The 13,066-nt window shown below is 58.8% G+C and carries 4 protein-coding genes; 1 reads left to right on the forward strand and 3 read right to left on the reverse strand.

The window, feature by feature from the left end; translation table 11 throughout:
- Positions 1-195 precede the first annotated feature (195 nt).
- Positions 196-6,603 (forward strand): retention module-containing protein, encoded by a 6,408-nt coding sequence (locus tag J3D54_RS16040; RefSeq protein WP_253419939.1) that lies wholly within the window; start codon positions 196-198, stop codon positions 6,601-6,603.
- A 256-nt stretch (positions 6,604-6,859) separates the two neighbouring features.
- Here J3D54_RS16040 and J3D54_RS16045 read toward each other — a convergent pair whose 3' ends face one another.
- The 3 genes from J3D54_RS16045 to J3D54_RS16055 all read right to left on the reverse strand — a co-directional run bounded on the left by J3D54_RS16045 (position 6,860) and on the right by J3D54_RS16055 (position 13,039).
- The gene (locus tag J3D54_RS16045) at positions 6,860-7,228 is read right to left on the reverse strand and encodes a DUF6124 family protein (RefSeq protein WP_253419941.1); all 369 of its coding nucleotides are present in this window, start codon (positions 7,226-7,228) and stop codon (positions 6,860-6,862) included.
- 430 nt (positions 7,229-7,658) lie between these two features.
- Positions 7,659-9,566, reverse strand: a complete 1,908-nt coding sequence (locus tag J3D54_RS16050; RefSeq protein ID WP_253419944.1) for a hypothetical protein — start codon at positions 9,564-9,566, stop codon at positions 7,659-7,661.
- A gap of 446 nt (positions 9,567-10,012) precedes the next feature.
- Positions 10,013-13,039, reverse strand: coding sequence for a hypothetical protein (locus J3D54_RS16055; protein WP_253419947.1), 3,027 nt, complete (start codon positions 13,037-13,039; stop codon positions 10,013-10,015).
- Between the last annotated feature and the right edge of the window lie 27 nt (positions 13,040-13,066).

The raw sequence follows: 13,066 nt of genomic DNA on the forward strand, positions 1-13,066 counted from the left end.
ATTGCAGAGGGTTTTATCCCGATCCCAAGACAACCCCCTCGCGAGCGACACGCCTGGCGAGAGTGTCGGGAGGCAGCGGTTTACCTCAGGTAAACGCTTTCCGGCACACGGGCCATCAGGCAACCTGCTTAAGCCATGAGCACGTTTCTTCGCGCAAACAGGATGCCGACAGCAGTTGGCAGCGGAGGAATACACATGGCAACGCTCATCGGTACCGTCAGTAAGGTCATCGGTCAAGTGTATGCAGTGGCGGGTGATGGCACTCGACGCGCACTGATCGAGGGCGATCGGCTGTTTGCCGGCGAGCAACTGGTCACTGGGGCCGAAGGCGCGGTGGCGGTCCATTTGCATAATGGCCAGGAGCTGACGCTGGGGCGTGACAGCAGCCTGCAAATGACCGCCCAATTACTGGCGCACCAGGTGCCGCATGTGGAGACCGCCGATGCGGTGACGCCTAGCCAGGCGCAACTGACCGATGTCGAACAACTGCAAAAAGCCATTGCCGCCGGCGCCGACCCGACCCAGACCGCTGAGGCCACCGCCGCCGGGCCGGACGCAACGGGCGCGCCCGGTGGCGCACTGGGCGGTGGCCACAGTTTTGTGTTGTTGGAGGAAGTGGGCGGGCGGGTCGACCCCACAATTGGTTTCCCTACTGCGGGCTTCAACGGTATTCCCGAATTCCCCCTGGAGCGCCGAGACGCTGCGCCGGACAACGGCAATAACGGCATCGCCGCACCGGTTGTTACAGACGTGCCGAATAACCCGGTCACCCTCACCGGCCTGTCGGTGGCGGGCGGCGAACTGACCCTCAATGAAGCCAACCTGGCGGACGGTTCGGCCAGTAACCCGGGAGCACTGACACAGAACAGCACGTTCACAGTGTCTGCGCCCGACGGGTTGACCAGCCTGAGCATCGGCGGAATCAGCGTGATCAGTGGCGGGGTGCCTATCGGTTTCCCGCAGTCGATCACCACTCAATTGGGCAACGCCCTGACGATCACCGGCTACAACCCGGCCACCGGCGTGGTCAGTTACAGCTACACCCTGGTCGGCAACGAAATCCATTCCGCCGGCGACGGCACCAACAGCCTCAGTGAACAGTTCACTGTGGTCGCGAGCGACAGTAACGGCGATACCGCCACCGGTTCGCTGGACGTCAATATCACCGACGATGTGCCCAGGGCCATCGACGACACCAATGCCCATACCGCCTCGGAAACCCTGCTGACCCTTACCGGTAGTGTGCTTCCCAACGACATCCAGGGCGCCGACCGCATTCCGACCGGCCCCGACAGCGGGCCGATCATCGGTGGCACCTTCACCGGGACTTACGGCACCCTGGTGTTGAACGCCAACGGCACGTACACCTACACCCTGAACACCAGCGATGCCGACTTCAAAGCCTTGCACGGTGGTGGCAACGGCACCGAAAATTTTGTCTACACCCTTACCGATGCCGATGGCGATACCAGCACTGCGACGCTGGTGCTGAACATCCATAACAACGACGACCTGGTGACGCTCAATGGCCTGAATGCCGAAGGCGGCGAGCTGATCGTCAACGAGAAAAACCTCAGCGATGGCAGCAGCCCCGATGCCTCGGCGCTGACCCAGAGCGGCACGTTCACCATTACTGCGCTGGATGGTGTGCAAACCCTGACGGTGGGCGGCATCGTGGTGGTATCCGGTGGCCTGATCACAGGCTTCCCGCATTCGATCGTCACGCCACTCGGCAACACGTTGACCATCACCGGTTACGACAATGCGACCGGCATGGTCAGCTACAGCTACACCCTCGTCGACAACGAAATGCATCCGAATGCCAACGGTGCCAACAGTCTCTCCGAGCAGTTTGCGGTGACGGTGGTGGACGACAACGGCACCACCGCCAATGGCAGTCTCGATGTGAACATCGTCGATGACTTGCCTCAGGCCGTGGACGACAGTAATGCCCATGCAGCGTCGGAAACCCTGCTGACCCTGAGCGGCAACGTTTTGCCCAACGACGTGCAAGGCGCCGACCGTGTGACCACCGGGGAGAACGCCGGACCGATCACCCCCGGCACCTTCGCCGGGACTTACGGTACCTTGGTGTTGAACGCCAACGGCACGTACACCTACACCCTGAACACCAGCGACGCCGATTTCAAAGCCCTGCAAGGTGGCGGCAACGGCACCGAGCATTTCGTCTACACCCTCACCGATGCCGATGGCGATACCAGCACCGCGACGCTGGTGCTGAACATCCATAACAACGACGACCTGGTGACCCTCGATGGCCTGAACGTCAACGGCGGTGAACTCACGGTCTACGAAAAAAACCTCAGCGACGGCAGCAGCCCCGATGCACCGGCGCTGACCCAAAGCGGCACCTTCACCGTCACCGCGCTCGACGGTTTGCAAACCCTGACGGTGGGCGGCATCGCGGTGGTCACCGGTGGTGTGGCCGCAGGCTTCCCGCAATCGATCGTCACGCCGCTGGGCAGCACGCTGACCATCACCGGCTACGACAGCGCGACCGGCGTGGTCAGCTACAGCTACACCCTGGTGGATAACGAAACCCACCCGAACGCCGGCGGCGCCAACAGCATCACCGAGAACCTCAACGTCGTCGCCACTGACGTCGACGGCAGCACGGCGTTGGGCCAGATCAACGTCAACATCGTCGATGACTTGCCCACCGCCCACCCTGATCACGTCTCAGTGGCCGAAGGCGCGACGGTCTCGGGCAACGTGCTGGGCAACGACATCGGCGGCGCCGACGGACCGGCACTCGGTGGCGCGGTGGTCGGCGTGCGCGCCGGCAGCGACACTTCGACCTCGGCCGTTGGCGGCTTGAACACGCAAATCAACGGCACCTATGGCTACCTGACCCTGGATGCCAACGGCAACGCCGTGTATCACAGCAACCCGAATTCGGTCGGCGAGCCGGGCGCCACGGATGTGTTCACCTACACCGTGCGCGATGGCGACGGCGATGAAAGCACCACCACCATTACCATTGATGTGTCCAACTGCACCCTTGTAGCAACCACCGATACCGACGTGACGGCGTACGAGAAAGCCCTGGATCTGACCAAGGATGGCCAGGACTTGGCGGCGGGCACCGTCATCGGCAGCGAGCCTGATAACACCGGCGAAACCGCCTCCGGCACGTTGGTCGGTTCGGTCACCGGCGCCACTGGCGCAATCACTTACACCCTGGTCGGCAGCGCCACCGGCACCTACGGACAAATCCTGCTCAACCCGGACGGTTCCTACACCTACACCCTGACCTCGGCGCCCACGACCACGCCTCACGCCAACGATGGTGCGAATACCCTGAGCGAAAGCTTCACCTATCAGGCCACCGACGCTCTGGGCAACAGCGTCACCAGTACCATCGTGATCAACATTGTCGATGACGTGCCGACGGCCCATTGCGATTCGGTTTCGGTGGTGGAGGGCGGTACGGTCAGCGGCAATGTGCTGGACAACGATGTGCTCGGCGCTGACGGCCCGGCCTTGGGTGGCGCCGTGGTCGGCGTGCGCGCCGGCAGCGACACCTCGACCTCGGCCATCGGTGGTTTGAATACGCACATCAACGGCACCTACGGCTATCTCACCCTGGATGCCAACGGCAATGCCGTGTACCACAGCAACCCGAATTCAGTCGGCGAAGCGGGCGCCACGGACGTGTTCACCTATACCGTGCGCGATGCCGACGGCGATGAAAGCACCGCCACGATCACCGTTGATGTGTCCAACAGCTGCCTCGTAGCCGCCACCGATACCGACGTGACCGTCTACGAAAAAGCGTTGGATCTGACCAAGGACGGACAGGACCTGGCAGCGGGCAGCGTCACCGGCAGCGAGCCCGGCAACACCGGTGAAACCGGCTCCGGTACGCTGACAGGCTCGGTCACTGGCGCCACTGGTGCGATCACCTACACCCTGGTCGGCAGCGCCACCGGCACCTACGGGCAGATCCTGCTCAATCCCGACGGTTCCTACACGTACACCCTGACCTCGGCGCCGAAAACATCGCCGAACGCCAACGATGACGCGAACACCTTGAACGAAAGCTTCACCTACAAAGCCACCGATGCGTTGGGCAACAGCACCACCGGCACCCTTGTGGTCAACATCGTCGATGACGTGCCTCACGCTGTCGCGTCGGACCGTTCGGTGCCGGCGGTGCAGATCGACTCCAACCTGATGCTGGTGATCGATGTATCCGGGAGCATGGACGACCCTTCCGGTGTATCGGGCCTGTCGCGGCTGGACCTGGCCAAGCAGGCGATCAGCGCATTGCTCGACAAGTACGACAACCTGGGCGACGTGAAGGTGCAGATCGTCACCTTCAGCAGCAGCGCCACCGACCAGACGTCGGTGTGGGTCGATGTGGCGACCGCCAAGTCGATCATCGCTACGCTGACCGCGGGCGGCGGCACCAACTACGACGCCGCCGTGGCGACCATGGAGAGTGCGTTCGATACCTCGGGCAAACTCACCGGGGCGCAGAACGTCGGCTACTTCTTCTCCGATGGCAAACCCAACGAAGGCGACATCGGCACCGCGGACGAGATCGCGCTCAAAGCCTTCCTTGATGCCAATGGCATCAAGAACTACGCCATCGGCCTGGGCAGCGGCGTCAATAACGCCAGCCTCGATCCGGTGGCCTATGACGGCAGTACCCACACCGACACCAACGCCGTGGTGGTGACCGACCTCAACCAACTCAACTCGGTGCTTTCGGGCACCGTGCAAGGCGCGCCGGTCACCGGTTCGCTGTTGGGCGAGGGCGGTACGTTCGGCGCCGATGGCGGTTTCATCAAAATCCTCGCGGTCGACGGCACCACCTATACCTACGACCCGAAAGCCAACAGCAATCAGGGGTCGCTGAACTTTAGCGGCGGCGCCAACCACGGCACCTTCAACACCGCCGACAACACCCTGAGCATCGCCACCAACAACAGCGGCACGCTGCTGGTGAACCTCGATACCGGCGAGTACAGCTACACCTCGCAGAAAACCACGGCCGTGCAGATCACCGAAAACATCGGTTTCACCGCCAGCGACAACGACGGCGACCTCACCAGTTCGACCCTGACAGTCAACGTGATTCCGAATTCGCCACCGGTGGCGGTCGATGATCACATCATCACCAACGTTCTGTCGGGCAGTATCGTGGTGCCGGGCGAGCTGCTATTGGCCAACGACACCGACCCCAACGGCGATGTGCTCACGGCATCGCCGACCACCTTCAACACCGGATGGGTGGCCAAGGGCGCGGACTTTACAGGCATCAACTCAAGCTTCAGCTTCACCGGCAATAACGTCCAGGCCGTGACCATTGCCCGCAGCGCATTCGTCGCCAATACCGCGGCCATGACCGCCATGCTGGTGGTCAGCGGGGCGCTGGGGGCGGTCAGCACCAACAATACCAACGATGAGGACCGGATTACCGTCAACCTCAAACAGGGTGAAACCCTCAACCTGGACCACAACCTGGCGGCCGGCCACATCACCCTGGAGTATTCGGTCAACGGCGGGGCATTCATCGCCATCGCCGACGGCCAGACCATCACCGCCACGGCGGACGGCACGTACCAGATCCACATCACCAACATCGACGACGGTGGCCCGGGCAACAGCGGCAAAGGCGCGGAAAACTATCAACTGACCATGACCGTCAACTACGCCGGAGCCCAGGACTCCACACCGGACTTCCACGGCACCTACACCACCAGCGATAACCACGGCGGCAGCGACAGCGCGGCGGTGAACATCACCTACCAGGACGGCCACACCCTGACCGGCACCTCGGGCGATGACGTATTGATTGCGGGCACCGGCAACAACGTCATCAACGCTGGCGACGGCAATGATCTGCTTACCGGCGGTTCAGGCAACAACGAATTGCATGGCGGTGCCGGTAACGATCTGTTGTTCAGCGGGCCGGGCAACGACTGGCTCGACGGCGGCACCGGCAACGACACCGCGAGCTACGCCCATGCCACCGCCGGCGTCACCGTCAATCTCAGCCTGCTCACCGCGCAAAACACCGTTGGCGCAGGCACCGACACCCTGACCGGCATCGAAAACCTCACGGGCTCGAACTTCAACGACAGCCTCACGGGCGACAACAACAGCAACGTCATCAACGGCGGCTTGGGTAACGATGCGCTCAACGGTGGGGGCGGCGACGACTTGCTGATCGGCGGCCCGGGCGACAACACCCTCACCGGCGGCAGCGGTGCTGACACCTTCCAGTGGTTCAAAGGCAACAGCGGTCACGACGTCATCACCGACTTCACCCCGGGCACCGACAAACTCGACCTGTCGCAACTGCTGCAAGGCGAAAACGGCACCGCGGCGTCGCTGGATGACTACCTGCACTTCAAAGTCACCGGCAGCGGCGCCTCACTGGTTACCAGCATCGACGTCAGCGCCATGGCCGGCGCCACACCGAGCCAGACCATTGACCTGGCCGGTGTGAACCTGGCCAGTCACTACGGCGTCACGCCGGGGGCGGGTGGGGTGGTTGCAGGGGGGCATGACACGGCGACGATCATCAATGGCATGTTGAATGACCATTCGTTGAAGGTAGATACGGTGTGACCTGAAACGACAAAACCCGCTTTCCCGGTGAAAGGGGGGGGCGGGTTTTTTGTTGTTTGGGGTTTTGATCCGCCACCCTCGTGCCCGGACACACCTCATGTGGCGAGGGGGCTTGCCCCCGTTCGGCTGCGCAGCAGTCGTAAAACCTGTACATGCAGATCGCCAGACAGGCAGTGATTGCAGGTTTTGGGGGCCGCTTCGCAGCCCAACGGGGCGATGCGGCGTTCCGACAAGCCCCCTCGCCACAGGGATCAGGTTACAGGGTCGGGTTGGCCTTCAATTCCAGACTGTCCAGCGCCCGATTCACCGCCAGCTCCCCGAACATGATGAGCTGCGCGACGCCCAATATCGTATTGCGCTGCGGCCCCTCCAGAAACCCGGCGCAGTCACTGGCGATCACCTTGGCCGAGGCAAAGGACTCGCAGGCATTGGCCAGTAGCTCTTCGATGTCGATGTCCGGGGCAACGGTGTAAATCGTGCTCGGTTTGCGCGGGGGCTTGGGGGCGGACGGTTTGAGGTAGTAATCGAGGGCGCGCTCGGCGGCTTCGTTGAGTTTTTTGGAATCGGGGGTTTCGTAGGGGGAAACGTCGTCGGTTTCGGGTGGGTTCGGTGTTGGTTTGAACATGGTGAAACTCCTACAAGAAATGGAGCCACCAAGACCTGTCGCTAAACAGGTAAGGGTGGCGGCTGCACGCAGGTTAGCGAACCGGGTGTAGGCGCCCGGCAGACCCGAAGGTCTCCCGCGCACAGCCGCCATGACATCAATCGCAGACATGAACAATCTGCAAGAGAGTTTGGAGCGCTGTTGCGCCTACAAAGGTTCGGGTCGCTAAACCCGATCGCTGATTTGTCAGCGACCGGGAAACAATAGAACCCGACTCTTAGGCGCACAAGCCGGCGGATTCTGGCGCAGTCGTAGGCAACGACGCAAGGATGTGTAGCCTGAGTGAGTGTCTGGAGATGTCTTTTAAACATCGCTGTTTATTTCTTACTCAGGTTTTGGAAAGGCGGGGCGGATCTCCTTGTTTTTAGCGCAAGATTCACCGTCAGTTAACTTATTTACGACGCATGATGAAGCAATCACAAGCAATTAAATCCATTCTGGGTGTCCTGATTTCTATACCCCAGATGTAGTTGTGGGAAGGGGTGGAGTAAGTGACAGGTTGTACGCCGAAATTATTGGCGAGATATATATGATTTAACGAATTTCCCGATTTATCTAAAAATAAAACCGAGATGTCATTAAATTGGGCGAATCTGCACCAAAAGCTGACATAGGAAAATCCCCAGTTAAATCTGATGTGCATATGTTGCGCTGTGCCGCTTGCCTGCCAATGCATCTCCAGAATTTGCCCATAGCAATAGCCCGGTAACTGGGGGTAAGGACCGGTGATGACATTGGCTAGCGAAGTTATTCCCAAATAACCGTTCCCTGCCGGAAAAGTAATGGTCATGCTATCTAGTGAGATACTTCCACCGGGTCCTATGAGTTGCGTAGGGCGGTGATCGAAATTTTCCGACAATATAGGCTGGAGGTTCTTGATCGTATAGCTTAAGGAAGTCGGGAAGATAATCGTTATGGGGTCTTGCCCCTTGAAGTGGGCTTTGACTTCTACATGGAAGGTTGAACCATCCTGCAGCAGTAACAGTTGCGCTCGTGACAGTGTTCTGGTGAATCCGTTTATCTCTTCCTCTGATGTCAAGGAACCTCCGGTCACTACGGGAATAACAAGGGGGGTTCCATTGTTTCCGGTTCCGATGACCGTTATGTCGATAAGATAATTTCCACCCTGAAACGGCCATAGAACTTTAGTGATGGTGGCATCACTGTCGAATTCATTGATATCCAAGACCCGTGCACTATCAGCCTGATCGATTATGGCAGCTCCCAATCGAGCATCTCCGTCGACAATCCGTTCAATCGTCAGTGCCAGCGATGACGATGTCCCTGCCGGCTGCCCATCGCGAATCAACTCCCAATGCAATTCGACATCGCGCCCCATCCAGTCCAATAGAAGCTCGAAAGTTAATTTGAAGTTTGCCCTTTTGTTTTGATTGAACGGCAGCGCAGGAAACGTTTTGTCGCCTGCGATCGGATTCTTGATCATTAGAAGCGCTTGATCATTCCCCCCGGCTGCCAGGAATTCAATTCGAACCGTTGCTCCCGTTAAGTGAGCCAACACATCAATGGGGCTTTTCGCCGGGGCTACCAAAGTCGGTGGGTTCAGATTGAGACGGCCGAGGTGAATGTCCAGGCGCTTCTCCGGGGATTTGACCCGGTTGCCCAACTGATCGATGACATAGAACTCGGCCACCGCTTTCGGGTTGTCGCCCGCCTCGCGGAACGTGTCGGTGAACAGTGTGTGGGTGATCGGCGCCGTGCCGTCGGGGACGTCGAACTCGACCTTGGCGTCGCCCAGTAGAAATTCGATGCGGTCATAGTTGCGCCGGTTGGCATAGGTGAACCCGAACGGCACCCCTTGCGCCGCCTGTTCGGCACTGACGCCGTCCTTGAGCACGTCGGCCGGGATCACCAGATCCAGGTTGTCCGCAGGCCGCAGGTGGTACAGCACCAGCAGATCCCGAGAGGGTTCACTGTTCCCGCTGACACGGGTGACCACGTAATGCAACCGATTGACGCCCTGCATCAGGTACCCGCGCGGCAGGTACAGACGCTGGCGCAGTTGTTCCTCCCCCGGTTTGACGGTCTGGCCTGCTCCTGCGACGAGAACGCCGTTGCAATACAAATTCACGCGATCATCGACCGCCATGATCCAGGATCTCAGCTGCAGCTCGGCCCAGGAATCAACCAGGCATTCAAGGCCCTGGGCCTGGCCGTCATAAAGGGCTTTGGGAATACCGCCGTGGGCGATTCCGTCCGGTTTCACCGGGGTGACCCAGCCCGGGATGATCATGGGATACAGCACAAACAGCTTAGTTAGCTCGGCGGACTGGATATCCATCATATTCTCCGGGGGAGGCGACAAGTTTTAAGTCCACTCGGGACGTGTACTCATCACACCGCAGGGAAAACAGATTGGCTACTATCAGATCTGACAGGTATATGTAGATTTAAGACGAACGGTCATATCAATCACATCGGCATCGGCTGGCTGATCAACCGTTTACGGGCGGGTGGTTGTGGGGGGCACGATACGGCGACCATGATCAACGGCATGCGTGATCTGAAATGATAAAACCTGCCATTCCAGTTGAAGGAATGGCGGTTTTTTTTGTTGCCGGTGAGATCGCTTTCGCGAGTAGGCTCGCCCCCACACATTCGATCTTCAGTGAACACAAAACAGGCGAACAACCCAGATCAACCGTTGGAGCGAGCCTGCCGCGAAGAGGCCCAACAGAACACTTAGGCAGGGGCAGATAAACGAATGTCCCCCTTTCGTTTTTTCTCTCAATAAGGTCTGGCGCACCACGGGTTCCATTGCACATGTGGGGCTGCATAGCCGCAAACTATGCCTGGGCCATTGCCATGGCCATGGTCATAGATTTTCGAGTAACCCGCAGGACACCCTATGGAGTCGAGCATCCAGTTTATCGATCCGCCCAGCACCCAGGTGCGGTGTGAACCATAGACACGCTCCATGCCCGCCCAGTGATCGGATAGAGGCATGGAGCCTGGAACGGAGGTCATCCAGGTCACCGCATTTGCCAAGGTCATTGGCACTCCAGCTGATGCCGCAACAAAGACGTTCTTCACATCCACGTAGTATGTAAGGGTGCTGAATCGATCCTGAACGTGGATGTACGCGCTGCCGTTACGAAGACCAGTAACCTTGCCATTCCCATCGACCAAAACCACGGCCGAATTGCTGGATGAGTAATGAATAGGGGCGACACCGTAAGAGGCAGGTCGATTTTCGGTATTGCCTACAAAATCAAGCCCCGTTCTCGGCCACCCGATTTCAATCCTGAGTCCGTGCAGGTTCATAGTGTCTTGGTTGACTTGCAATGGCCGGCGCAGAGTGAAAGATCGTACGGGCGATGTCAGGTTATCGCCGTACTTCGCTCGTAACCGGAGTGTGTTCAGCGCGTCATATTTGGCAACCTTCACGGGCTCCGAAAAATCGCCGTGAGCATCTGTCGTTACCGTCGCCTCCACCACGCCATTCACCAGAATCTCGACTTGCTCCTGGATGCTTGCATGCCCGTGTACGGTGATAGTGGTGGCAATCGTAGTGTCGCCTTGTGGAATATCACGATCCTGTGGGTCTTTCAGTGCATCGATATGCGGCTGTAGTTCAATCAGCGAATCGACGATATACGCTTGCCCGGGAAATGCTATGGCCGTTTCCCTGTCAGGCTCTCGGTTCACATTCACCCAGAAGAAGATTTGTAAGGTGGTTTCATCTTTCAGATTGCGAAGCCAGTCGAGCGGCAATGCCAGTCTCAGGCCCCTCTCGGTACCCGTCAGTTCGCCTTTAAGGGCTTCATGCCGAACCACTTCACCTTGGGTGTTGGTTCCTTCAAACATCAGGTATTGAGGTTGTCCTGAACGTTGCCCCGGCCACTCATCCACTACCAGTTCATTGGCAGCCGTCAGTTTTTTTACTTCCACAATCCCGGATACTCCGCTGATCCGGGGCGTCGGAAGCCGACTGTCTTCGGGGGCGATCGGGGCGATCACAATTTCCACAGCCGGGGATGAAGCGGCTTTTTTCCCGTTGCGCCTCAAGTTCCAGCGCAGTTGAATCGTCTTTCCCTGGTTGGCGACAAGAAACTGAGGGTCGAGCGCCCAGTTGGCGCGATTGTTTTGGTTAAAAAGAATAGGCGCGAACAGTGGCGAATCAGTTGGCGCCTTGTTGTGTATCAGTCTCGCCCGGTCTTCCTTGATCGCTGCGAGGAATTCGGCCCGTATCGTCCGCTCCCCGTCCAAGGGGTGAATCGACTGGGGAACTCCTACCAGAAACGGCGACTCAAGGACGATGTCTTTCTCATCCCCAATCTTTAAACCCAGCAGATCGGAAGTCACCTCGACTTCACCCGGGTTGGTGATTGTGCATTGCAGTGTCAGTGGGGCGCCGGCGTAAGGGGCGATGTATTTGGCCGGCAGCTGGAAGATGAGCGGCAGCGTCGGGTCGGTGACGATCAGTCGGAAAATAAACAGGATCGCAATACCGTCCGAGTCAATGGTTTGCCAGCGTAATTCGGCCTTCGCGCCTGCTTTCATGGGCCAGTATTTGGCGAACTCCACCTTCGCCAAGGCCGTATCCACTGGCACGGTATCGATGTTCTCCAGCGGCTCGACCATCGGCAGGCCCAATGGCAGGGACGTACCGGTGATGGTGACACCGGCGTGTTTCGACAGCTGAGTGTTGCCTGCTCTGACCACTTGATAGAACGCCCGCGCCGAGCCTCGGATCAGGTTGCGAACCCACTCATTGGAAACCTCAAAGTGCATGGTTCTGGTCGCGGCAGTCAGCGTCACGCTGAAGGTGTGGGTGGCCAGGTCGCCACCTTTAGTGATCCCTTCAAATGTCAGCTCAAACAGATCATCTTTTGCAAACACACCGGTGACCAGTATCTGCAGGGGACCGCCTACGAGCCAATCGTGATGCACCACATCGTCGGGATCAGCCTGTTCAAAAATCGGTGCGGTCAGCAACACCATGCCGGATTTGAACGTGAGAATGAGCGAATCCGACCAACCGCTCGAATTTTCCACGACATCGAACACTTCCCAGCGCACGATCACCGTGTTGCCAGGCGGCAAACTGGCGAGCATTTCAGGTGTCAATTCAAAGACCACGTCACCCAACACAGTGACGGTGGACTCAAGGAGCAACGATCCAAAGGCAAGTACGACCACATCACCGATTTGCTGGTTGTAATACGCCAGCACGGTCACGAACATGCCTTCATCGATCACGGTCTTATCAATGACGGATTCCGAAGCGACGGGCAGCTTGAGGCCCTGGTTGAAGGGTTTGCCGCCGTCTGTGTCCCGTTCACCCGGCGCCGGGTATTTATAAATCAGCGGCACAGGTGGCGATTGTTCGGTGCCGTTTCCGCTCACACGCTTAACTTCGAACCAGAATTGCTTGTTCTCCGATAGCAGCGGCGCAAACCTGGCTTCCATGTCTTTGGCGGAAATATAGAAAGGAATGTTTTTCGCGTTGCCCTCGGCATCGAAGTGGGCTTCGGTGACGGAAAATTCAGCGACGGGAGCGTTTGTTGTTTCGATGTAAACCGTGATGTAGTCGCCGACGGCCATGTTCAGATAGGCCAGGATGTAAACCAGCAAACCGTCTCGGTCGCCGTGCACCATGTTGATGTTGATCCCCAATGCATCGTCTTTCTGTGGTTTGAAGCCCGGCGGGTAGGGCGGGGCGACCGCCAGCACGCCGATGCCACGATCGGGCGGGAATACAACGACTTGTCCATTGGAGGCGAGGTCAGCGTTTGTCAGGGGGCTGTTCATGAATGTGTACCTTCCGTAGAGGCGCCC

Source organism: Pseudomonas sp. GGS8 (assembly GCF_024168645.1).
Lineage (GTDB): Bacteria > Pseudomonadota > Gammaproteobacteria > Pseudomonadales > Pseudomonadaceae > Aquipseudomonas.